We start from the raw sequence: 24,138 nt of genomic DNA, 5'->3' as shown, positions 1-24,138 counted from the left end.
ACTAACTGCATTTTATATAACTAAGCCCCAAAACGGGGCTTAGAAAGGTACACTAACAAACCAGTTTACTTAGCTACGGCAATAGGTTCAGGATGTGCTAAGCGGTAGACGTAAGCAGTAAGAATATGTACTTTATCTTCGCCCAATGTTTGTTTAAACGCCGGCATCTGACCATAACGGCCTTTTGTCAGTGTTTCTTGCACTGCACCGGCAGATGCACCATATAACCAAATATTGTCGGTCAGGTTAGGTGCCCCAAATGGCAGATTGTGCGCCAGACTACCTTTGCCGTCAGCACCATGACAAGCGGCACATAAAGCAAACTTGGCTTTGCCAGCTTCCGCTTCACGGTCATTAACAGTGCGGCCAGACAAGCTAAGCACATAGGCCGTCATTTCTTTGATACCTTGCTCACCTAAGGCGTCAAACCAGGCTGGCATCGCCGCTTTACGGCCATAGAGTAAGGTTTCTTTGATTTTGTCTGGTGTGCCGCCATATAGCCAGTCATTGTCGGTCAAGTTTGGAAAGCCATGCTGACCACGGGCATCTGAGCCATGGCACAAAGCGCAGTTTTGTAAGAACAAGCGCTGGCCGATTTTTATCGCAGCATCATCGTAAGCTAAATCCAACACGTCTCGTTGGGCAAACTGCTGAAACACCGGTCCATATACTTCATTAGCTCGAAATATCTCACGGTCCAGCTCAACGTTAAGTCCTTCAGCTTTAGCTGTCTCAACCGCGGCTTGTGACTCTTGCAGCGACTTAATTCCCTGGTTGGAACTGGTCCAGCCCAAGAAACCTTGCCAGTTACCTAATCCAGGGTAGGCGGCCAGATAATATACTGACCACACCAGTGTCAGCACAAACATATAAGTCCACCAGCGCGGTAACGGGTTGTTTATTTCCTCTATACCATCCACTTCATGGCCGGTAACCTGATCTTCCGGAACACCAACATGGTTGGTTAAGTTCCATTTTAATAACACGGCGCAGCCAATCAGCACCGGTAGGGTTAACACTATGATCCAAGCACTCCAAAAGCTACTCATGATCCGACTCCTGTTTGGTTTTTTGTTGTGCTTTTTGCTCATCGTCAAACACTAAGTTTGCCGCTTGATCAAAATCTGACTTGCGCTTTTTGCTGTATGCCCAGATAACAAAGGCAACAAAGCTAACGAACAAAATCACGGTAAAAATACTGTGTATGGTTGCGTATTCCATTGGCATTACTTCAGATGTGTGCCAAGTGATTGCAAATAAGCAATCAAGGCCTGCATTTCAGTTTTACCTTGCACAGCGGCTGATGCCGCGGCGATATCTTCATCGCTGTACGGCACACCATAGCCTTGTAATACAGTCATTTTTTTCGCCGTGTGCTTTCCGTCTAACACATTTTTATCCAACCAGGGATAGCCAGGCATATTTGACTGTGGCACAACAGAACGCGGGTCCATCAAATGCGCATAATGCCAGTCATCGCTGTAACGCTGTCCTACGCGAGCCAAATCCGGGCCGGTACGTTTAGAGCCCCACAGAAATGGGTAATCCCAAACGCTTTCACCCGCCACAGAGTAATGGCCATAGCGCTCAACTTCAGCACGAAATGGCCGGATCATCTGGCTGTGACAACCAACGCAGCCTTCACGGATATAGATATCACGGCCTTCCAACTGCAGGGCAGTGTAAGGCTGCATACCATCTACCGGTTGCGTGGTTTCATCCATAAAAAACAGCGGTGTAATAAGCACTAAAGTACCAAAGCTGATGGCGACAATACTTAATATTGCTAACAGACCAACGCTTCTTTCAATTTTGTCGTGATGATTTTTATTCGACATGATTTACCTCTTACGCCGCTGCTGGCACAGGTTGCAATGATTCATCTTTAGCGCGTACCGTTTTGTACACGTTATAAGCCATCAGCAACATACCAGCGACCACAAACACACCACCAATAAAGCGCATCAAATAAAATGGCATTGACGCTTCCAGACTTTGCACAAAGCTGTAGGTAAGGGTGCCGTCGGTGTTGACCGCGCGCCACATCATGCCCTGAGTAATACCTGATATCCACATAGCAACGATATACAACACCACGCCAATGGTGTGTAGCCAGAAGTGAGTGTTAATCAGCGAAATGCTATACATCCGGCCCTGGTTATACAGCACCGGGATTAAATGATAGATGGCACCGATAGAGATCATCGCCACCCAGCCCAAAGCACCAGAATGCACATGGCCGATGGTCCAATCTGTATAGTGCGACAGCGCATTTACCGACTTTATTGCCATCATCGGGCCTTCAAAAGTTGACATGCCGTAGAACGACAGCGACACAATTAAGAAGCGCAGAATAGGGTCTGTTTTCAGCTTATGCCAGGCACCAGACAGCGTCATGATACCGTTGATCATACCGCCCCAACTTGGCACAAACAGTACCACCGACATCACCATACCCAGTGACTGTGTCCAGTCTGGTAGTGCGGTGTAGTGTAAATGGTGTGGGCCAGCCCAAATATATAACGCAATAAGCGCCCAGAAGTGCACAATCGACAAGCGGTACGAATACACCGGCCGACCAGCTTGCTTTGGTACAAAGTAGTACATCATGCCAAGGAAGCCGGCAGTTAACAGGAAACCTACGGCATTATGGCCATACCACCACTGAATCATCGCGTCCACAGCACCGGCATAAATTGAATAGGATTTAAACGCACTAACCGGAACCGCCATACTGTTAACAATGTGCAGCGCGGCAACAGTAAGAATAAAACTACCTAAAAACCAGTTGGCTACATAGATGTGACTGGTTTTGCGTTTTACCAAGGTACCAAAAAATACTATGGCGTAAGATACCCAGACCAGGGTAATTAAAATATCGATAGGCCATTCCAGTTCAGCGTATTCTTTACTGCTGGTATAACCCATTGGCAGGGTTATTACTGCCGCCACAATCACGGCTTGCCAGCCCCAGAAGGTAAACATCGCCAGCTTTTCGGCAAACAAGCGTACCTGACAAGTACGTTGCACGATGTAATAGCTGGTAGCGAACAGAGCGCTGGTACCGAACGCAAAAATAACTGCGTTAGTGTGTAAAGGACGAAGGCGACTATAGGTCAACCAAGGCGTATCGAAGTTCAATGCTGGCCAGTATAACTGGGCTGCAATTAACACGCCCACCGCCATGCCAATAATCCCCCAAAAAACGGTGGTTAAGGCAAAGAGGCGGACAACGCTATAGTTGTAGTCAACATTTAACGAATTGGTCTGGCTCATGTTGAGTTCCGCTGCAGTTTGTGCTGGTTACTGATACTGGCTGTTTGCGCAGCCATTCTTGTTATAGGTAGAAAAAACACCCAATGTTAGCAATATTTTCCCTACCAATTAAGGCCTGCATATTAAGGGTTTCACCCCTGAAAAGATAGAAAAAACAACCCATATTATGATTTAGAACAAAGTCTTTGCTCAGCAAATAACCAAGTGTAGCTATTGTTTGAAGCTTTTCATTAAAACTGCGTACAATACGGTTATATTCTGTTTTCAGGCGCATTTATGCGGTTAATATATTGCTTACTCATGTTTGCTTGTGGGCTGTCTGGCTGTCAACCCATCGATACAGCACCAGGTACACCTTTAATTTTGCTGCAAGACAGTCAACTGCAACTACAGCTGATACCAGAGCATGCGCCCGTAGAAACGCTTTTGCAGTTGCAACTTATTTCCAGCGAGTTGGCATCTGTAACGGGGGAGCTCAACGGCGTAACTATGTATATGGGACGGGTGCCGCTGCGGTTTAGTCGACAGGGTAAATTATGGCAAGCAGATTTCTTACTAGGTGCCTGTAGCGATCCGGAAATGCAATGGCAGGTGCAATTAGAGCTTGAGTTTATAAATGGAAAAAAACGCTCCATAAAACAACAGTTTCGTTCCAGTTGGCGTTAAAACATGGTTTTATTGCTTGAGATTTGTTGAAAATATCGCCAGTATCGGGCGTCAACTAACTGTTGGGGTAAAGCAAATGACCAGTGAATTTGTACGTAATATCCATCTGGCGACGGCACAGCGCTTGAAAGAGCAGGGGGCTGATCTGTATGGCATTGTTGAGCATTTTGAAAATGTCTACATGCCAATGGACGAACTACCGCAGCTGTTAGGGCAGCTTGGTTACCCGCAACAGGATTTAAAACAGTTCTTAAAAAATCCCGGCTACTGATATCGGTATTACCTATATAAATGGAATTGACGTCAATAGCTCTGAAATTGACAGCACTAAAGCCGTCGCAGTTGCTGCACCAGCGTAAGTTCGGCCGCATCGTGCAACTGTAGTCGAGCCGTTTCCACACAAACAAACTGCTGATAACTGTCATCAGCCAGATCGGCAGCTTGGCGGCTTTTATCTCGCCACGGATTCCAGACAACTGCCGCGTCATGGCCACTCTGCCTGATAGCAATATCGCCATGGGCATGCTGCAATCGTAATGTTTCACCGGCCTGTGGATAGATCCGGTCTACCTCGGCGTTAAATACTGCGCAACTACTATCCGACTGCACCATACCACCACTGAGCTTGTCCAAATACGTCAGCGGCAACGGCTGCACAGCAGCCTGGCTGATATTTTCAACGGCGAAATAACTATGTAGTGCTGCCTGTTGTAACATAGCCGTGCTGCAATGCAGTGTGATACTTAGCGTATCAGCTAATTCAACGCACAAGGTCAACGTAACAGAGCCTTGATAAAAAGCTAAATCATCTAGTGTTACAGCTAGTGTAACGCTTACCCCGGCTGGTCTTTGAGTTTGCCCGCTTAACTGCCAAAGTTTAGTACGAACCACGCCATGATTTGGCAATGGCTGTTGCTGCGGGTTTAGTTCTGGCGCTACCGCACCAAACCATGGCCAGCATACCGGCACGCCGCCGCGTATAGGTGTATGTTGTTGCCAACTGGCCAGTGGTGATACCCATAGCAATTCGGTGTCGGGTTGTGGTTGATAAGACAACACCTGGCCACCGTACAGCGAGATCACAGCGCTGGCAGCACCGTATTGCAGTTTTATACAGGGCAAGTCAGTTAAATGTGCAAAGCCGGTTTGTTGACTAATAGAAGCCCGTGGCATACCACCTCTCCGTTAAATTTGAAAACAAAAAGGGGCCGGACATTTTTTCTTCACTGCCTTCTACAGCACATCCCTGTGCTGTCTCAGCCTGCGCGGCATCCCCGCCGCTGTTACGAAAAAAGTTCGGCCCCTTTGCTATCGCAGTCGGGCATTAGTACCTGCTGCAAATTAAAACAGCCAGCATAAAGCTGGCTGTGTCAGTGTGCAATATCTTAAGCGTGCTTCATAAACTCTACAGTGTTATCCAGCATACGGTTGCTGAAACCCCATTCATTGTCGTACCAGCTCATTACTTTAACCAGTCGACCGTTAACACGGGTTTCTGTCGCATCAAAAATGGACGACTTCGGATTATGGTTAAAGTCTACCGACACTAACGGTAAGTCGTTAACCGCTAATACATCTGCCATCGCACCACCGGTGCACGCATTGCGTATAATTTGGTTTACTTCATCAATAGAGGTATTGCGCCCAGCAATAAAGGTTAAATCAACTAACGATACGTTCAGTGTTGGTACCCGTACGGCTAAACCGTCAAATTTACCTACCAGCTCCGGTACCACCAGACCTACTGCCGCCGCTGCACCGGTTTTGGTGGGGATCATCGACATAGCAGCTGCGCGGGCGCGGCGCACGTCGGTGTGATACACGTCACTCAGCCGTTGATCGTTGGTGTAAGCATGAATAGTGGTCATTAAGCCAGACTCAATCCCCAATACATCATTTAGCGGCTTAGCAATTGGCGCTAAGCAGTTAGTGGTACAAGATGCGTTGGAAATAATGTTCATTTGCGGCGTTAAAATGTGTTGGTTTACACCGTACACAATAGTGGCATCAACATCTTTTGCCGGGGCAGAGATAATCACTTTTTTCGCACCGGCTTCCAGATGCGCGCCAGCAGATTTGCGATCGGTAAACAAGCCTGTACATTCCAGCACGACATCTACATTGAGTTGTTTCCACGGTAAGTTAGCCGGATTGCGCTCACTTAAGGTTGAAATTTCATCCTGGTTTACAAAAATCGCTTTGTCACTGTGCTCAACATTAGCAGCGAAGATACCATGCGCCGTATCATATTTTAGCAAATGTGCGTTAATTGCAGCGTCACCCAAGTCGTTAATAGCCACAACCTTAATATCGTAGTTTTTGCTACTTTCATATAAAGCGCGCAGTACATTGCGGCCAATGCGGCCAAAACCGTTAATTGCAACACGAATTGTCATAGTAACCTCGTTAAAATAGCTGTTCTGAAACTAAACTAATAATATATGTTGTAAAATTACATTATTTAGCAACTTTTTCAAGTTTAAAACCGTTATAAGCGGTATTTCATGTAATTAAATGACACAAATGAACAATGACATTAGCAGCAATGCCGCCTAGAATGAGCAATAGCCAACTGACAAGACTAAGGATTTCTCATGGACGCCGCCTTAATGGCTGAACTGATCGCATTTTGTGGCATCGAAACTCACTTTAATGATGCCTGGGGTAAGCCTGGCACGGTCAGTGAGTCACATCAGTTGCAACTGCTTGAAGCGCAGGGGTTTGATACAGAAGATGATGACATAGCCCGTTTGCAGTTATTACAGCAACAACTAGATTATTGGCAGCAGGTGTTGCCAGCAGTATCTGTGCAGCGTGCAGACGAGCCACTGCATGTCATGTTGCAAGTAACGTTAGAACAAGCCAACACCGAACTAACGCTAGTCATTACAGCTGAAGATGGCCAGCATCAGACAGTCAACCTGACACCGGTAGAAGGCCAGTTGGTGCAGGTTGTGGTGCTGGATGACGTTGAATATCAGCAATATCAGCACGATTTGGGCGTAGTGTTGCCAACAGGCTACCATAATATTCAACTACTAGAAGGTGTCGCGACGCAGCGCTTGATTGTCACACCAGGTCACTGCTATCAGCCAGACGCGTTCAGCCAGCAAAAGCAGTGGGGCATAGCATTGCAGCTGTATGGCTTACGCTCAATGCGTAACTGGGGGATTGGGGACTTTACTGATTTGAGCAACACCCTGCGCTATTTAGCCAGTGTGGGTGCTGATTTTGTTGGTTTAAACCCCATTCATGCGCTGTATCCTGCACTGCCTGAAAGTGCCAGCCCTTATAGCCCGTCGTCACGACGCTGGCTTAATATCAGCTATATCGACGTAACAGCGATGCCAGGGTTTGCCGACTGTGCCCGCAGCCAAAGTATGGTGACCGCACCCGCTTTTGTGCAGCTGTTGTCTGAACAGCGCGCTAAAGACCATGTTGATTACAGCGGCGTTATGCAGTTGAAGCTCCCCGTAATGAAAAGCCTGTACCACTGGTTTACCGAACACAGCACGGGCAGTGCCAAGGCGCTGAATAAGGCGTTTAAACTGTTTAAACAGCAAGGTGGCGATAGCTTACTGCAATTGGCGCTGTATGATGCGCTGCATGTGCATTTATACCAGCAAGATCAAATGCAATGGGGCTGGCCGGTGTGGCCAGAGCAGTATCGAGATCCGACATCTAAAGCCGTGATGCAGTTTGCCAAACAGCATAAAGCTGAATTGGATTATTACTGCTATTTACAATTTATTGCTCAGCAGCAACTGGCTGCTGCGCAGCAGGTTGCTAAAGACGCCGGCATGTTGCTGGGCCTGTATCGCGACTTAGCCGTAGGCGTTAGTGAAGCCTCCACTGAGATTTGGGCTAACCCGCAGTTGTATTGCCGCGACGCCAGTGTCGGTGCACCACCGGATCCATTGGGGCCAGCCGGGCAAAATTGGGGCTTGCCACCGATGTACCCTTATCAGCTGTATAGGCAAGGCTATCAGCCAATAATTGATCTGCTGCGTGCCAATATGCAGCATGCCGGCGCACTAAGAATTGACCACGTAATGGCGCTATTGCGGTTGTGGTGGGTACCAAAAACCGCCGAAAATGCCAGTGGTGGCGCCTATGTGTATTATCCGATCATGGATTTGCTCGGCATTTTGGCACTGGAAAGCCAGCGCCAACGTGCCGTTATCATTGGCGAAGACTTGGGCACTGTACCTGACGGTATTCGCGAATTGTTGGCTGAATATGGCGTATATTCGTACCGGGTATTCTTTTTTGAAACTGCAGCGGATGGCGGCTATATTTCACCTGCGCATTACCCATTGCAAGCCATGGCAACACTGACTACACATGATCTGCCGACATTAATTGGCTTTTGGCACTGTGAAGATTTGCGTTTAGGCCAGCAATTAGGGCTGTATAAAGACGAAGCACAACTGCAGCAGCTTTATGCCCAACGCCACGCTAATAAACAACGTATTCTGGATTCACTGCATGGCCATTCACTCAATGGTGAACCGCTGTTACCAACCGATTATGCCCGCAGTGTAGAGCATCTTGGCATGGACACGACACTCAACTATGCCTTGCAACGTCATTTGGCTGCAGGTAGTAGCCAGTTGCTGTGTTTGCAATTGGAAGATGCGCTGGAGATGACGCCGCCGGTAAACATTCCTGGAACCAGTGACGAATATCCAAACTGGCGTCGAAAATTAACGCAACCAATAGAGGTGTGGAGCCAGCGCGAGGACATTAGCCAGCTGTTTGTCGCAGTAAGCCAATCGCGTAAGGTGTAGTTTATGTTGAGCTTGAATCACAATGAATTATAAGGACAGTTTATGACGTTAGCGCTGTTGCAACAGGTAAAGTGTGCTGAACCATTTTCAATATTGGGTTGGCAGCCATTAAAAGCCGACAGCACGGTAGGGCTGCTGTTGCGAGTCTATTTGCCAAATGCCACTGCAGTAACGGCATTATCTGCCAAGACGGGTAAGCCGCTTGGCGAGTTGACACTTCATGCCGATTATCCGGGCGTATTTGAGCTGGTGCTGGCCAAAAAGCGTAAAGCCGAAGCCTATTTCCTCAGCGTTAAGACAGCAACCTATAGTTATCAATTGCTAGACCCTTACCAGTTTACCGACGAAGCCTATTATGCTGTGCACTATGTCGCTAGCCAACCAGAGAACTTGTATCGTCAACTGGGTGCGCAATTAATTCAGCTTGAGCATGGCAGCAAAACTATTAACGCTACCCGTTTTGCTGTTTTTGCCCCCAATGCCAGTGCTGTCAGCTTAATCGGTGATATGAATAATTGGGACGGCAGGGCACAACCAATGCAGCGTACGCATTGCGGCCATTGGGTGCTAGTGGTCCCTGAAGTGGCGGCAGGCGTGCGTTATAAATTTGAGATTAAAGACCGCAACGGGCATCTACTACCACACAAATCTGATCCGATGGCATTTTATGCTGAGCAGTATCCATCACACGCTTCATTAGTCTATGACCATACGCACTATCAATGGCAAGATGTTGACTGGCGTAATCGTAAACCCGTCGACCCACTTTCCAGCCCGATGAGCATTTATGAGCTGCAAGCGGGTAGCTGGCGACGCGGTGATGATAATCAACCGTTGAGTTATCGCCAGTTAGCAGAGCAACTTATTCCATACATACTCGACATGGGCTATACCCATATTGAATTGTTACCTGTTATGGAACATCCATTTGATGGTTCCTGGGGTTACCAACCGCTGGGGCTATTTGCGCCTACGTCACGCTTTGGTAGCCCGGATGATTTTAAATATTTTGTTGATGCCTGCCACCAAGCCGGCATCGGCGTGATCTTAGATTGGGTGCCGGCACACTTTCCAGAAGACGGCCACGGCTTAGCCCGTTTTGACGGCAGCCATTTATATGAGTATGAAGATCCGCGCCGTGGTTGGCATCCAGATTGGAACTCTTGCATATACGATTACGGCAACAACTACGTCCGGCAGTTTTTGGTCGCCAGCGCGCTGTATTGGCTGGAGCACTTTCATATTGATGGCCTGCGAGTGGATGCAGTGGCATCGATGCTGTATTGGGACTATTCACGCAATGAAGGCGAATGGATCCCGAATATTGATGGCGGCAATCATAACTATGAAGCGATCAGTTTGTTTCGTTGGTTTAATACTGAAGTGTACAGTAAGTTCCCCCAGGCTATAACCATTGCCGAAGAGTCCACGTCATTTCCAATGGTTTCGCGACCGGTTGATATGGGCGGCTTGGGTTTTGGCTTTAAGTGGAATATGGGCTGGATGAACGATAGCCTGCGCTATATCAGTAAAGATCCAGCATATCGGCGCTATCACCATAACGATTTAACGTTTTCCATGGTGTATGCCTACAACGAAAATTTTATACTACCGCTCTCACATGACGAGGTAGTGCACGGTAAAGGCAGTTTGCTAAACAAAATGCCCGGTGATGAATGGCAACAAGCCGCCAATCTGCGGGCCTATTATGCCTTTATGTTTGCCCACCCGGGCAAAAAGCTAAACTTTATGGGTAATGAGCTAGCACAGGCCAGTGAATGGAGCCATATGCAAAGCCTGGACTGGCATTTACTTGATTTTGAAAAACACCGTGGCATGCAACAGCTTTTACGCGACCTAAACCACACTTACCGTCGCTGTGCCCCCTTGTATGAACTGGATTATAGTCATGATGGCTTTCGTTGGCTGGATCATCAGGACGCTGACAACAGCACACTAAGTTTTTTACGCCGGGATAGCTCAGGTGATGCCATTTATGTGGTGTGTAATTTTACACCACTGCCACGTAGTAACTTTCTGCTAGGCGTTGAGCACAGTGGTGAGTATGAGGTTATTCTCAATACGGACAGCGAATACTATTGGGGCAGCAATTACGTGGTGGGCAGTACATTGCACAGCAACACTGGCGTTTATCATGGCCTGGCACAACATATTTGCTTGCAGCTACCTCCGTTAGCTACCTTATATTTACGTAAAAAGCGCCAAGCGTAGCCACATTTGGTATTAATAGAGAAGTCGTTTGCAATGAATCAGCACATAGCGCTACTAACATCATCTGTAGGATCAGCAGCACCGCTGGGCGCAACCGTTGTTCGCACAGACAATGCGGCAGGCATTAGCTGCTGGAACTTTGCCGTATTTGCACCAGATGCAACAGCATTAACATTGTGCCTGTTCCAACCGGATACAGAAGAGTTATTAGCTGAACTTACTTTTACCGCACGTACCGGTGAAATTTGGCACCTACAGATAAGCGGTATTGAACCCGGCACCTTATACGCCTTTAAAGCCGACGGTCCCTGCAATGCAGAGACCGGCCTGGTGTTCGATGGCGAGCGCGTACTGCTTGACCCCTACGTAAAACAACTTAACCGTAGCCTAAGTTTCAATGAACGACTGTATCGCACCAAAAGCCACTACATGCTGGCCAAGGGCGTATTACACTCAGCTGAGTTTGACTGGCAGGGCACCGTTAAACCGGGCATAGCGCGAGAAAAAACCGTTATTTACGAAGCGCATGTTAAAGGTATGACCATGCTACATCCCGAGGTGCCGGAAGAACTGCGCGGCACCTACCTGGGGCTGTGCCATCCGGCGGTAATTAAACACTTGCAGCAATTGGGTATAACCACTTTGCAGTTGTTGCCGGTAGCTGCCTTTATGAGTGAACCGCGCTTAAATAAATTGCAACTGAGTAATTACTGGGGTTACAACCCGGTAAGTTTTTTCGCGCCCGAGCCACGCTATCAGCTGAACGATGCCGTAACCGAGTTTAAAACCCTGGTACGTAGTTATCATCAAGCTGGTATTGAAGTTATTTTAGATGTGGTGTTTAACCACACTGCAGAAGCTGGCGAAGATGGTCCGCTGTTAAGTTTTCGTGGGCTGGCAAATAAACATTATTATTTATTTGAGAGTCACGCCGACATTACTGATTTTAGTCATAACTGCAATTACACTGGCTGCGGTAATACACTAAATGTGGCTAACCCGGTAGTGCAAAAGCTGGTGTTGGATGCGCTGCGTTACTGGTTAACCGAGATGCAGGTAGACGGCTTTCGTTTTGATTTAGCTACCACACTTGCGCGTGAGCATAAACGCTTTACTCCTTATGCCGCCTTCTTTCAGATTATTGCGCAAGATCCGGTGTTATCAAGCGCTAAACTGATAGCCGAACCGTGGGATGTTGGCCCCATGGGATACCAGCTTGGTCAGTTTCCACCGCATTGGTCAGAGTTAAATGACAAATGTCGCGATACGTTTCGCGCCTTTTGGCGCGCGGACAAAGGTGTGTTACCAGAATTTACGACACGGCTGCTGGGCTCACGGGATATTTTTCAAAAGCACCACAAGCCTGCCTGCTGTAGCGTAAATTATTTAACCTACCACGATGGTTTCACCTTACATGATCTGGTCAGCTACAAAGATAAGCATAACTGGCTAAATGGCGAAGAAAATCGCGACGGGCACGGCCACAATTTAAGTTGCAATCATGGTGTAGAGGGGCCAAGCAAAGACCCTACGGTATTGACCAATCGTTATTTGCATAAGCGTAACCTGGTGGCCACGTTAATGTTAAGCCAGGGCATGATCCACTGGCTAGGCGGTGATGAACTCAGCCACACTCAGCGTGGTAACAATAATGCATACTGCCAGGACAACGACATCAGCTGGCTAGACTGGCATCTGGATAGTGACGAAGAAGATTTTCTCAATTTCGTCCGACAGATGTTGACATTCCGGCGCACGTACGGTTGTTTCCAGCAATTGTCCTTGCTTGATGACAGTTATCAATTGCATGGCGATAAACACCAGATTAACTGGTATTTACCTGATGGCAGCGAAAAACAACAACACGACTGGCACGACCCCGAGCGCTTTAGCTGTGTGTTTCAGATAAGCAACAAAGCTAATAAAAACAGTGTGTTGTTTGTTTTTAATGCCAGTGATCAGCTGCTTAATTTGCACTTACCTGAGCGAGCCTGGCAGCAGCTGTTCGATACCAGCGTTAATAAAGGTATGCTGCAAAAACAAGCCATTCCGTTACAGCAATATCAGCAAAATGCGCACAGTATCTCTGTCTGGCGGTAGGTTTATCTGGCCCTTTTCAGTATAATGCCGCCCGTTTAGACATGCCCCAGGCAGTGCTTAGGCGTGTACCCGTGAAACATAATGAAGGAATGTCAGATGACAGACACAGCTGCACTTTGTGATATCGGTTTTGTCGGCGCCGGTGTAATGGGTAAAAATCTTATCCTTAACCTGGCAGATAACGGCTATCGCGTTGCTGCTTTTGACCTCGACCACCATAAGCTGGAAGCTGTACTGGCACAAGATAAAGCCGAGCGTGGTGATAAACCCGCCCGTGTTATCGCATGCAGCTCTTACACGGAATTATTATCACGACTATCAGCACCTCACCTTATTGTATTATCCGTACCCGCTGGTAAACCGGTGGACGATGTCTGCCACAAATTAATCGACGCCGGTATTCAAGCCGACGATATCATTGTTGATACCGGTAATAGCCTGTGGACCGACACCGTAGCGCGGGAAAAAGACTTTGAAGGCAAGTTTATTTTCTTTTCTACCGCCGTATCAGGTGGCGAAGTAGGGGCTCGTTTTGGCCCGTCATTAATGCCTAGCGGTGACCCTTATGCCTGGACACGCATCAAACCTCTGTGGCAAGCCATTGCAGCTAAAGTAGACCCCGCAACCGGCAAGCCCATTGAGCGCTTCGAACCGGGTAACCCGGTAACAGAAGGTGAACCCTGTGCCACCTACATTGGCCCAAGCGGCTCTGGCCATTATGTGAAAATGGTACACAACGGTATCGAATATGCTGATATGCAGCTTATTTGCGAAGCCTATCAGGTAATGCGTGACATTTTAGGCATGACTGCAGCAGAGATTGCCGAGGTATTTAAAGGTTGGAATGAAGGCAAGCTGCACAGTTATTTAATTGGTATTAGTGCTGATGTATTGGCGACAAAAGATTCAGAAACCGGTTTACCGCTGGTAGACGTCATCATGGATAAAGCTGGCCAAAAAGGCACCGGCTTGTGGACCGCGGTGAGCAGTTTGCAACTGGGTAGCCCATCACCGACCATTGCAGAAGCGGTATACGCGCGCTCGCTATCTGCACTAAAACATGAACGGGTAAAGGCAGCTACTGTGTTAGCCGGCCCGGCGCAAAGCTTGATTTCTCCTGAGCAAAAAGAAGACATCATTCAGGCACTACACGATGCGCTATATTGCGCCAAAATATGCGTTTATGCACAGGGTTTCCATTTGATGAAAACCGCCGCCGACGAGCATAGCTGGCAGCTTAACTTTGCCGAAATTGCCAAAATCTGGCGTGCTGGCTGTATTATCCGCGCGGTATTTTTGCAGTCTATTACCGAAGCCTATGAGCGCAATGACGAATTAGAGAATTTGTTGTTAGATCCATTTTTTGCCAAACAAATATCTATTTATCAGCAGAATTGGCGTAAAGCTGTTGCCAACGCCACCTTAGCCGGTATTCCGGTGGCTGCGTTAAGTTCGGCGCTGAGTTACTATGATTCATACCGTACGGCAGTATTACCCGCTAATTTATTGCAGGGTCAGCGCGATTATTTTGGTGCTCATACCTTCGAACGTACCGACAAAGCCAAGGGCAAAATGTTCCACGTAGACTGGAGCCATAAAGACCGGCCGATGGTGAAAATAAAATGACAATCCGACACAACATTCAACATATTGGCACCCCGGGTACTGCCAGCAGCACCAAAGTGTTGTTATTAGGTGCAGGCGAATTAGGTAAAGAGCTGTGTATCGAACTAAAACGCTATGGCTGTGAAGTAATAGCGGTAGACCGCTACCCGAATGCGCCGGCTATGCAAGTTGCAGATAAAGCGGTGGTGATGTCGATGTTAGATAACGCCGCCTTGCGTCAATTGGTAATAAGTGAAAAGCCGGCCTTAATCGTGCCCGAATTGGAAGCTATTGCCACGTCAGTGTTAATTGAACTGGAAGACTGCGGCTTTAATGTAGTACCCAGTGCCAAAGCGGTTAATCTGACTATGAACCGTGAAGGTATTCGCCGTTTAGCGGCAGAAGAATTACAGCTGGCAACCTCACCTTTTGTTTTTGCCAGTGATAAAGACAGCTTTATCGCTGCGGTGAACACCATTGGTTACCCTTGCGTAGTTAAACCCATCATGTCATCCAGTGGCAAAGGGCAAAGCGTGCTGCGTTCGGACGCCGATCTGGATGCGGCCTGGGTTTACGCTCAGGAAGGCGGACGCGCCGGTAAGGGCAGGGTTATAGTAGAAGGCTTTGTCGACTTCGATTACGAAATTACGCTGTTAACGGTAAATTCGGTGTCCGGTATTCAATATTGTGCACCGATAGGCCATCGGCAGGAAAAAGGCGATTATCGTGAAAGCTGGCAGCCACAGGCCATGAGCAGTGCCGCCTTTGAAACGGCGAAAAGCTACGCTAAAGCGGTGGTAGAAGCTTTAGGTGGTTATGGTTTATTTGGCGTAGAGCTGTTTATTAAAGGTGATACGGTGTATTTCTCTGAAGTATCACCCCGGCCACATGATACCGGTATGGTTACCTTGATATCGCAGCAACTAAGTGAGTTTGCTTTGCATGCCCGCGCAATTTTAGGCTTGCCGATACCGCAAATTAAGCAATACGGCCCGGCAGCCTCTGCGGTGTTATTAGTACCAGGCAACAGTGCCGATATTCAGTACCATGGTTTGGCTGACGCTTTAGCCGAGCCGGATACCGAGCTGCGTATTTTCGCCAAGCCGGAAGTACAAGGCGAGCGCCGGATGGGTGTAGCACTGGCGTTAAGTGACACTGTAGAAGCGGCAACGCAAAAAGCGCTTAACGTGATTAGCAAACTAAGCGTGACACTGAAATAAGATTGTTATAATGCTGCATAAAAACCACCTGAGGGTGGTTTTTTTATGCCTGCTTTTGTAAATAAGTTGTTCACTTTGCTAATAAAATCCACTAGCATCAATGTCTGCTCGGAATATAACAAATAGGCGAAGTCATAGTCGAACAACGGTGCCTATCGATACGAAAATAGCAGCGCATAAAAAGCTATTTAAATGCAACACTGCGCCATTTTTGTTTCTCGTTTGGTCGTGAATATAATAACTAGAGAATTGCGATGAGTGGAAAAAACAAAACCCTTACCCAGGATCAAATAACGCAAGTGTTGCGTAATAGTGATGCTGCAGTAAAAATTATTCAGTTAATGGAGCAGGAAGGAATTAATGCCGATTCGCTGCGCTATGGTGAGCGAAAACTGCCATTATTAAATGAGCTGTTGGTAGACATAAATAGAAGTAGTCTCTACGGTCCTGCGGCTAGAAAAAATATTTCTGTCTGTGTTGCCCTGCTTAAAGCCGGCGTTAACCCACAAAAAATTCAACGCGACAAATACTGCCCACTTAGCCTTGCCTGTGAATCGGTGCGTATGGATGTGATTGAGCTTGAGCCTGTAATACATGCCTTATTGCAAGCAGGAGCGAAGCCAGCACTGTGTAAAAAAACTCATTTACTTTTTGTTTGCGGCTTAATTTCAGAGTGCCAGGAGTCAGGCTATTTAGCTTCTCCAATCCATGGTTATAAAGAGCAGGGCACTGATCCTGATAAGAAACAGGCTTTGGTTAACATTGTTACTGCGTTGACACTGCACGGTGCAGACATCAACGCTTTTGATAAATTTAACAAATATAATCCGCTGATTCTGGCCGTTCAAACAGAGTTATCTTGCATTGTTCCTGAACTGCTTACTTTGGGTGCAGACGTTAATATTACAAATCATGCAGGTAATACCCCGCTGTTGTTTGCCTGTGGTGATGTCGAAGTGACTGGCGTGAAAAATAATCGCTCTGTCGAAGCGGTCAAGCAATTACTGGCGGCTGGTGCTGACCCTTCGGTTTGCAATAACAATGGCCGCACTCCGTTAAGTGTTGCCAGCAAAGGCGGTTATCATGATATCTGTTACGAGTTGTATCTGGCGCTGAAAGAACGCGGTATGTTTTATGCCGATGATAGAAAGTACTTTAAAGACAGCCCGTATAAAGACCGCATTGATGCAAAAGCGGGCTTAGCAACGGCGCCACCAAAGCAAAAACGTAAACCAGAAGGCCAGGCTGAAAGCTGGGTTGCTGCCGGCGCTCGTTTAACGCGCTACTCCGAGAGTAAATTAGGAGAACTTATTTTGCAGCTCGTACAAAGTGAGGCCTTAATTGACGTGCGAAACCGCCTGTTTGCAGATACCTACGGCGATGCAGTTCATATTGGCAAAACAAAAAAAGTGTCCTACGTTGCCGGTAGCATCACCGTTAACGATGACATTTATCGCAAAATATTTAGTATATCGTTTAATTGCGAGCGTCCGATTTGCACTGATGATATTCCGCTTAGTGTTGATATTCCTTATGAAGCTGACGCGACTTTACCGGTAGCACAAGTACAAGCCGTGATCTTACAAATGTTGCCGGGCTTAGAGTAGTAGTGTCATGGTTAAGAAAATATCTGCTAAACCTGCAGTTCATCCAAAAAGTTATGACTTGCTCGATATTAAAGACCCTGATATCGGTAACTCCCTGACACTTAAAATGTTGTTTGCTTTGCTTAAACAAGAGGGGTTTATTGATGCTCGCTGGTACAGAGAACAGCGAGAGTATCTGGAAGAGTGGCATCCTAACTCTTTAGCGTTGTTAATGAAGTATCGTGAGTATGATGCCATTCCTGATGAGGAGTTTGGTTCATTAGAACCCGATTGTATCGCCGATCTTAACAATGCTTTCATCTACCACGACCGGCGGTTTATGATAAACAACGGTTATGAAGACTTAATGCAAAAAACCAATATTATTAAAGTGCTTAGAAAAACCCTGCGTGCATTAGGGCTGCCTGTCGAGTCGATAAATTGTGAAGAAATCGCAGGCACCAGCTACGATCTGGCGTTAACTATAGTGTTAGAAAACCAAACCTACACGACTAGCTTCGTTCCACGCAAAAACAGTTGGCCGCCGCGCGTTTGGAAATTGGTGCAAAAAATCATGTTTGAGCAATATCACTTGCTTTCACTACACGTTCCAGGCAAGAGTATGGTGTTTATTTCACCTTTTCTGGGACAAACGCTTGAACAAACAGGTTTTGCGTCAATTCGAAAATAGCTTTGGGGCGAGCAAATATAAACAGTGTCTAACCAGCCATTTAAACCGGATCATTAACTAGTATGAGTAAGAAAACACTGACGCAGGATGAGATTAAAGCGCTTTTGCAGCATAGTGACGCGGCTTCACGCATTTCGCGGGTAATTCAAGAGCAAGGCCTCAATCCGGATTTGTTGCGCTACGGCGAACGAAAATTACCCTTACTTAATGAACTCCTCGCACAAATAAACGATGTTATTTGCTACGACGATGACGCTGCGATTAAAAAGAATATTGCAGTTTGTTTGATGCTGTTGGAGGCTGGTGTTAAGCCTCAACAACATCAACGTGATCGATATTGTCCGCTAAGCCAGGCGTGCTATGGTATGCGTTTTAATGTCCTTGAAATTGAGCCGATTATCCACGCTTTATTGCAGGCAGGGGCAAAGCCAGCCCTTTGTAAACAACCTCACTTACTTTATGTGTGTGGTTTGTTGGCAGAATGCAAAGAGGGGGGATATTTCACCTCACCAATCCAGGACTATAAGAAACAGGTTACTGATCCAGCCAAAAAGCAAGCGCTGTTAAATATTATCGCTGCGTTGACACAACACGGGGCAGACATCAACGCTTTTGATAAATTTAACAAATACAATCCACTTATGCTTGCTGTTCAAACAGAAGTATCTTGCATTGTTCCTGAACTGCTTGCATTGGGTGCCGACGTTAATATTACGAACCATGCCGGTAATACACCGCTGTTATTTGCCTGCGGTGATGTTGAAATCACCTCATCCAGAATGACGCACTATACACAGGTGCATCGCTCTGTCGAAGCCATTAGACAATTACTAGCGGCTGGTGCTGACCCTTCGGTTTGCAATAACAATGGCCGCACACCGTTAAGCGTAGCCTGCAAGGATGGTTATCATGACATCTGTTACGAGCTGTATCTGGCACTGAAAAAGCGCGGCATGTTTTACGCAGAAGACAGGAAATACTTTAAAGACAGCCCGTATAAAGACCGCATTGACGCTAAAGCGAGTTTACCTGCTGCTCCGCCAAAGCAAAAACGTAAAGCTGAAGGCCAGGCTGATAGCTGGTCAGCCGCTGGAACTCGGTTGAAGCGAGGTTACCCAGACAGCAGGGTTGGCGAACTTCTTTTGCTGCTAGCACAAAGCGATGCTTTGAATGACGTGCGTAATAGTCTGTTTGCTGATACCTACAATGATGCAGTGCATCTGGGCAAAACAAAAAAGGTTTCATACTCTGCCGGTAGCATCACAATTGCGGCTCAGATCTATGGCGAGTTGTTTCGTATATCATTTGAACGAGAGGGGGTAGCTGAGATGCCAAGTTTTCCACTTAACGTTGATATTCCTTATCAAGCCGAGGCAGCTTTGCCGGTAGAGCAGGTGCAAGCAGTGATCTTACAAATGTTACCTGGCTTAGCGTAATAGTGTCATGATAAAGAAAGTATCTGAAAAACAGACAAATTTGCCACAGAGTTATGAACTACTTGAGCAAAAAACATCTGCTAGCCACAGCCCCACAGTGTTGAAAACGCTGTTTACGCTGTTAAATCAGGAAGGCTTTATTGATGAGCGCTGGTATCGCGAACATCGAAACCTGCAGGAACAATGGTATCCAAAGTCTTTGGCTGTATTGCTCAAATATCGCCGCTTTGAAGCAGTTCCTGAGAGTGAGTTTGCTGCAGTGTTGCCAAACGGCGTGATGTGTTTGCTTAATGCGTTTATATGGCATGAAAAGCGTTTTATCAAAAATAATTACTTCTGTAACTTGATGGATTCTAGTGTCATTGTTGATCAGCTAAGTAAAAGCCTGCAAGCATTGCAGCTGCAGGTTAAATCCGTTAACTGCACTGAGGTTGCAGGAACCAGTTATGATTTACTTTTGCAAATTCAATTGACTGCAAAATCATATTCCGTGGTTTTTACTCCGAATAACAGCAGCTGGCCGCCATTAGTATGCCAATTAATACAACAAATTATGTTTGAGCAAACAGGATTACTTACTCTTCATGTTGTAAATGGACCTGAAAAGAGTTTGGTTTTTATCTCAGCGGAGTTGGCACTAGCATTGGAACAGTTTAGGCTTGCGTCGATACATAAACAACGAAACTTAATTGCGCGTTGGTTAAGTTCCGTAGGTGTATATCGAAGATAAAAATTTGGGGATTTAAAATGCAAAAACAGCAGCGTATTAAAGATATTGATAAACAGGTTATTAAAATTACCTTATTGGAAGCACCTGGTAGCTTGCTATTTGGCGTGGGGTTGTACGCTAAATTTACTGACGATGGCGCATCAATACTGCCCATATTGCAGGATCAAGCTGTGGTTAACAGCATTATCGTTGTGGGTGCAGCAATTATGCTGTGGGGAACATACAAAATACTCATGCTGACGCAGGAGAAATCCCGCCTGCAAAAAGCTAACAATTAAACGTTTACAAAAGGGAATGTTAAATTTTGAACATGGTACAGCTGGCACGTTATGTTATTGGTTTAACCTGGATTTATCACGGTATCTTCCCAAAACTATTGCAAATTGCACCACTGGAGCAGGCCATGACCGGCAGTTTGGGCTTTTCTGACGAAATCACTTATCTGCTGGTGAAAACGGCTGGTGTAGCCGAGGTGATATTTGGCTTGGTGTTTATCGGTTATTACCGGCTAAAACCGATTCTGCTATTAAACATTATTGGCTAACCGGCTTGCTAATTTTCGCTGCCATAATGACGCCTTTCATTCTGCTTGAAGCTTTTAATCCTATAACCACAAATGTGCCGCTAATTGTATTGGGTTACTACCTGTTTAAGCAGCAAAATTGCGGCGATGACAAGGAAAGTGTATGACAGCAGTTGTTATCAGCGATGAAAAATCGCAGTTGGATATTGGCAAAATTCATCATTTTCTCACTACGCTAAATACGATTTTACCGCGCTAAGTAAACCCGAGACGTTTATGGAGATTTACCGATCGGATGTTTATGCAAGTTCAGGAGCTATTTTGAAGTTTTTTCTATTCGCCTACGCAGCACTGTGTTTTAGCTTATCGGCTGCTCCAAGCCAATTTATTAAAGTAAATGATTTTGAGCTGGAGTATGAAATTGCCGGTAGCGGCAAACACACTGTACTGCTTGAAGCCGGCGGTGGCTCGCCGATGACTGACTGGGACCCGGTGTTTAGCCAGGTCGCCGAGCATGCGACCGTTATTCGTTATTCGCGTGTGGGTAATGGCAATTCAACCCAAGTTAAACGCCATTTTACCTCGCGTGATTATGCCGACTACGCCCACGAGTTGCTGGAAAAACTCAATATAACAGCACCGGTTATCTACGTTGCTCATTCTTATGGTGGCAGTGTGGCGCGCGACTTTGCTGCGGCTTACCCGGGAAAAATCAAAGCACTATTGATGCTGGACCCGTCATCTGAGCATGACGTTGATATACTGCGGGTAATTAACCTTGAACAAGGCAATAAAGAAATTGCCCAGATTAAACTCGACGATATGAAAGACGGCATGTCGAATAGCTATTTAGACTTTTGGAGCAAACGTCCGCTACCGGATTATCCGCAAATTAAGAACATGCCGGTTACGGTTATTGCCTGAGTAAAAAAGACAGAAAACCCGGCCAATTTATTTTTTACCGACCAAGGCCGTAAGCTGTGGGGCGAACTTTGGTACAGATGGGCTACGGCTTTTCCGCAGGGGCGGGCATTGTTAACCGATAAAAGCGGGCACTTTATACAGTTTGATGAGCCAGATTTGGTAGTAGCAGAGTTAGCAAAATTGATGGCTCTGCTCAACGAGGAGTAAATATGTACCAAGGCGCCTGTTTGTGTGGCGAAGTAGCGATTGAAATTAGCGGGCCAATCAGCAGTATTATTCATTGCCATTGTTCGCTGTGCAGAAAATCCAGCGGCACGGCCTTTGCCACTAATGGCTTTGTGCAAAGCACCGATTTTACTGTGATAAAAGGCGCTGACCAGTTAAGCCAATTTGCCTTTAAACCTGGCAGGTTACGGCATTTCTGCCGTAATTGTGGCTCACCGGTATACAGCAGCAATGCAGACGACCCGACACGGCTACGAATTCGGCTGGGTATTTTAAACAGCGATATCATTGAGCGGCCACTGTCGCACAATTTTTACAGCTCTAAAGCCAACTGGGAAGATTTAGATGCTGATTTACCGCGTTATGATAGTTTTGAACCGGGACGAACCTAGCTGATAATGAGTTAGTGTGGCTTGATACAATTAGGCATAACGCTATTTGCTAAAACACAGCAAACGATTATTCGCCGGCATTGCGTAATCATGTTGTAAGGTAAAGCCAACGCTAGCGGCAAGGGATATTACCGTCTCGATATCACGGATACCCATAGCGGGGTCGCGACTTTTTAACGATTGATCAAACGCCTGATTACTCTCGCTAGTGTAATGGCCGTTATAATTAAATGGGCCGTAAATGCACAGCGTAGCTTGGGGTTTAACTAGCTGGTTTAACCGATTAAAAAACTGCTCAACCACCGGCCACGGCATAATGTGCAGCGTATTGGCGGTAAATAAACCATCATATGGCTGGGATGGTGCAGCATCACGGCAGATATCCAACACTAAAGGTTGGGGCAGGTTAGGTAACGCCGCCCGGAGCAGCCTTTCGCTAAGCTGCGGTATATAATCCCCCTGATCAGATGCCTGCCAGATCACTTGCGGCAAATGTTCAGCAAAATGCACCGCATGCTGGCCGGTACCGCTACCTACCTCCAGCACATTGCTACACTTGGCAAACGCCTGTTGCAACAGCACTAAAATCGGCGCTTTGTTGTTTTCACAAGCTTGAGAGAAGGGCAGATCGCTGTACATAATGTGTTATTTTCCGATTTATTCAGTGGCATATTATAACAAACTCAGCTAGTTAATAACTAAGTTAAGCAACAAACAGGCAAAACAATGTGTGGCAGGCTAAATGTAATTGACGATCCTGGCGTAATTGAGCTCTGCGAGGGCCTGCAGATTGAGCTATTTAGCTCACCGCTTATTGTCAGCCGCTTTATCCGTGCTACACAAGCTGTAAGCTTGGTTAGGCAAGTCAATGGTATAAGGTGTATGGATAGTGCAACCTGGTGGCTATTGTTAGAAGCATCGACAGAGGGGTTTAAGCCATCTAAATACACCTCGTTTAATACCCGTTACGACAAACTAAACACTAAAGGTAGTGCCGGTTATTTGCCGTATCGGCACAGCCGCTGCGTTATACCGGTAAAGGGCTTTGGTGAAACGGAATATGCCGGCGGCAAAGCACTGCATTACCATGATTTAGTCGCCAAACAAGGTGGTCTGCTACTAGGCGGTTTATATCGCGAGTGGATAAACCGGCACACCGGCGAAAGCGTATTGTCTTGTTCGATAATCACCTTAGCGCCACACCCGAAGCTAGTAGCGATACACAGCAAAGCCATGCCACTGATACTGCCGCAAGATAGAAATCTGATAAACGCCTGGCTGGATAAGCAAAACAGCAACACCGCTATGTTTACCGATTTACTTAAACCGCATTTACCGCAAAGTTTAATTGCGCAGCAAATCGACAAGCCCAGCCGCTACCAGCCGGTAGCGGCGGTATTTGAGATAGAGCAGGATTAAAGACTCACACATAGCATTTAACATAATATACATTATGGGATATAGGTATTACGCTAAAACAGCCTCCTTATCTGGATTAGCATTCAAACCGCCAAAACAACAATTACTTATTCATCTTTTTTGCTAGATTGTGCCAAATGTCTTTTGCCTGCTCTGACTTTGCCACTTCCTTCTGCAAGGTTAACTAAAACCCATTCCTGATTCAGATCGCATTCTTTAGCAATGAATAATGCTTGCACCTGGTTTAAGTGACGTCCGTTTTCACCTTTCCTAATTTTTATTTAACCAACGCCAGAGGCTTGTTGCTATTTGGTTCGTAAATA

24 protein-coding genes are annotated in these 24,138 nt (G+C 46.5%); 17 read left to right on the top strand and 7 right to left on the bottom strand.

Annotated features, from left to right (window positions below):
- Window positions 1-65 precede the first annotated feature (65 nt).
- Genes ccoP through ccoN form a run of 4 tightly spaced genes read right to left on the bottom strand, consistent with a single transcriptional unit; the run spans window position 66 to window position 3,276 of the window.
- Window positions 66-1,049 carry a cytochrome-c oxidase, cbb3-type subunit III gene (ccoP, locus tag I4W93_RS05000; RefSeq protein WP_205310482.1) on the bottom strand — a complete coding sequence of 328 codons (984 nt, stop codon included), beginning with the start codon at window positions 1,047-1,049 and terminating at the stop codon, window positions 66-68.
- Complete coding sequence (locus I4W93_RS04995; RefSeq protein WP_205310483.1) at window positions 1,042-1,221, bottom strand: cbb3-type cytochrome oxidase subunit 3; 180 nt, start codon at window positions 1,219-1,221, stop codon at window positions 1,042-1,044. The genes ccoP and I4W93_RS04995 overlap by 8 nt, the downstream gene beginning before the upstream one ends.
- A gap of 5 nt (window positions 1,222-1,226) precedes the next feature.
- Window positions 1,227-1,838, bottom strand: a complete 612-nt coding sequence (gene ccoO / locus I4W93_RS04990) for a cytochrome-c oxidase, cbb3-type subunit II (protein WP_205310484.1) — start codon at window positions 1,836-1,838, stop codon at window positions 1,227-1,229.
- Window positions 1,839-1,848: 10 nt separating this feature from the next.
- On the bottom strand, window positions 1,849-3,276 hold the full coding sequence (gene ccoN, locus I4W93_RS04985) for a cytochrome-c oxidase, cbb3-type subunit I (RefSeq protein WP_205310485.1): 1,428 nt from the start codon (window positions 3,274-3,276) through the stop codon (window positions 1,849-1,851).
- 276 nt (window positions 3,277-3,552) lie between these two features.
- On the opposite strand from ccoN, the gene I4W93_RS04980 reads away from it, so the two are divergent.
- Entirely contained in the window at window positions 3,553-3,942 is a 390-nt protein-coding gene (locus I4W93_RS04980; RefSeq protein ID WP_205310486.1) for a hypothetical protein, read from the top strand.
- Window positions 3,943-3,958: 16 nt separating this feature from the next.
- Window positions 3,959-4,213 carry a hypothetical protein gene (locus I4W93_RS04975; protein WP_224673260.1) on the top strand — a complete coding sequence of 85 codons (255 nt, stop codon included), beginning with the start codon at window positions 3,959-3,961 and terminating at the stop codon, window positions 4,211-4,213.
- 56 nt (window positions 4,214-4,269) lie between these two features.
- Here the strand turns inward: I4W93_RS04975 and I4W93_RS04970 are convergent, their stop codons facing one another.
- On the bottom strand, window positions 4,270-5,115 hold the full coding sequence (locus I4W93_RS04970) for a D-hexose-6-phosphate mutarotase (protein ID WP_205310487.1): 846 nt from the start codon (window positions 5,113-5,115) through the stop codon (window positions 4,270-4,272).
- Window positions 5,116-5,327: 212 nt separating this feature from the next.
- Window positions 5,328-6,338: a type I glyceraldehyde-3-phosphate dehydrogenase gene (gap, locus tag I4W93_RS04965; protein ID WP_205310488.1), complete on the bottom strand. Its 1,011-nt coding sequence runs from the start codon at window positions 6,336-6,338 to the stop codon at window positions 5,328-5,330.
- Window positions 6,339-6,536: 198 nt separating this feature from the next.
- On the opposite strand from gap, the gene malQ reads away from it, so the two are divergent.
- The 14 genes from malQ to I4W93_RS04900 all read left to right on the top strand — a co-directional run bounded on the left by malQ (window position 6,537) and on the right by I4W93_RS04900 (window position 22,396).
- A complete protein-coding gene (malQ, locus tag I4W93_RS04960; RefSeq protein WP_205310489.1) occupies window positions 6,537-8,732 on the top strand; it encodes a 4-alpha-glucanotransferase in 2,196 nt (731 codons plus the stop codon).
- 42 nt (window positions 8,733-8,774) lie between these two features.
- Window positions 8,775-10,964: a 1,4-alpha-glucan branching protein GlgB gene (gene glgB, locus I4W93_RS04955; protein ID WP_205310490.1), complete on the top strand. Its 2,190-nt coding sequence runs from the start codon at window positions 8,775-8,777 to the stop codon at window positions 10,962-10,964.
- A 33-nt stretch (window positions 10,965-10,997) separates the two neighbouring features.
- Window positions 10,998-13,064, top strand: coding sequence for a glycogen debranching protein GlgX (glgX, locus tag I4W93_RS04950; RefSeq protein ID WP_205310491.1), 2,067 nt, complete (start codon window positions 10,998-11,000; stop codon window positions 13,062-13,064).
- 96 nt (window positions 13,065-13,160) lie between these two features.
- Window positions 13,161-14,690 (top strand): NADP-dependent phosphogluconate dehydrogenase, encoded by a 1,530-nt coding sequence (gene gnd / locus I4W93_RS04945; protein WP_205310492.1) that lies wholly within the window; start codon window positions 13,161-13,163, stop codon window positions 14,688-14,690.
- Window positions 14,687-15,889, top strand: coding sequence for a formate-dependent phosphoribosylglycinamide formyltransferase (purT, locus tag I4W93_RS04940; RefSeq protein ID WP_205310493.1), 1,203 nt, complete (start codon window positions 14,687-14,689; stop codon window positions 15,887-15,889). The genes gnd and purT overlap by 4 nt, the downstream gene beginning before the upstream one ends.
- Before the next feature lie 254 nt (window positions 15,890-16,143).
- Window positions 16,144-17,496, top strand: a complete 1,353-nt coding sequence (locus I4W93_RS04935; protein ID WP_205310494.1) for an ankyrin repeat domain-containing protein — start codon at window positions 16,144-16,146, stop codon at window positions 17,494-17,496.
- Window positions 17,497-17,503: 7 nt separating this feature from the next.
- Window positions 17,504-18,166 carry a hypothetical protein gene (locus tag I4W93_RS04930; protein ID WP_205310495.1) on the top strand — a complete coding sequence of 221 codons (663 nt, stop codon included), beginning with the start codon at window positions 17,504-17,506 and terminating at the stop codon, window positions 18,164-18,166.
- Between the two features lie 62 nt (window positions 18,167-18,228).
- Window positions 18,229-19,602, top strand: a complete 1,374-nt coding sequence (locus I4W93_RS04925; protein ID WP_205310496.1) for an ankyrin repeat domain-containing protein — start codon at window positions 18,229-18,231, stop codon at window positions 19,600-19,602.
- 7 nt (window positions 19,603-19,609) lie between these two features.
- Entirely contained in the window at window positions 19,610-20,332 is a 723-nt protein-coding gene (locus tag I4W93_RS04920; RefSeq protein ID WP_205310497.1) for a hypothetical protein, read from the top strand.
- Between the two features lie 17 nt (window positions 20,333-20,349).
- The gene (locus tag I4W93_RS04915; protein WP_205310498.1) at window positions 20,350-20,610 is read left to right on the top strand and encodes a hypothetical protein; all 261 of its coding nucleotides are present in this window, start codon (window positions 20,350-20,352) and stop codon (window positions 20,608-20,610) included.
- A gap of 32 nt (window positions 20,611-20,642) precedes the next feature.
- Window positions 20,643-20,876: a DoxX-like family protein gene (locus tag I4W93_RS20305; protein ID WP_255604603.1), complete on the top strand. Its 234-nt coding sequence runs from the start codon at window positions 20,643-20,645 to the stop codon at window positions 20,874-20,876.
- Window positions 20,877-20,881: 5 nt separating this feature from the next.
- On the top strand, window positions 20,882-21,022 hold the full coding sequence (locus I4W93_RS20490) for a hypothetical protein (protein WP_369408124.1): 141 nt from the start codon (window positions 20,882-20,884) through the stop codon (window positions 21,020-21,022).
- Between the two features lie 154 nt (window positions 21,023-21,176).
- Window positions 21,177-21,779, top strand: a complete 603-nt coding sequence (locus I4W93_RS04905) for an alpha/beta fold hydrolase (RefSeq protein WP_224673258.1) — start codon at window positions 21,177-21,179, stop codon at window positions 21,777-21,779.
- A 209-nt stretch (window positions 21,780-21,988) separates the two neighbouring features.
- Entirely contained in the window at window positions 21,989-22,396 is a 408-nt protein-coding gene (locus I4W93_RS04900) for a GFA family protein (protein WP_205310500.1), read from the top strand.
- Window positions 22,397-22,438: 42 nt separating this feature from the next.
- Here the strand turns inward: I4W93_RS04900 and I4W93_RS04895 are convergent, their stop codons facing one another.
- Window positions 22,439-23,035 carry a DUF938 domain-containing protein gene (locus I4W93_RS04895; protein ID WP_205310501.1) on the bottom strand — a complete coding sequence of 199 codons (597 nt, stop codon included), beginning with the start codon at window positions 23,033-23,035 and terminating at the stop codon, window positions 22,439-22,441.
- A gap of 87 nt (window positions 23,036-23,122) precedes the next feature.
- On the opposite strand from I4W93_RS04895, the gene I4W93_RS04890 reads away from it, so the two are divergent.
- Window positions 23,123-23,815 carry an SOS response-associated peptidase family protein gene (locus I4W93_RS04890; RefSeq protein ID WP_205310502.1) on the top strand — a complete coding sequence of 231 codons (693 nt, stop codon included), beginning with the start codon at window positions 23,123-23,125 and terminating at the stop codon, window positions 23,813-23,815.
- Window positions 23,816-24,138 lie beyond the last annotated feature (323 nt).

This window comes from Rheinheimera maricola, assembly GCF_016918075.2.
In the GTDB taxonomy this organism is placed as follows: Bacteria; Pseudomonadota; Gammaproteobacteria; order Enterobacterales; family Alteromonadaceae; genus Alishewanella; species Alishewanella maricola_A.
Note: the sequence above shows the minus strand (reverse complement) of the source record. Positions and strands in the feature narration are given on the sequence as shown.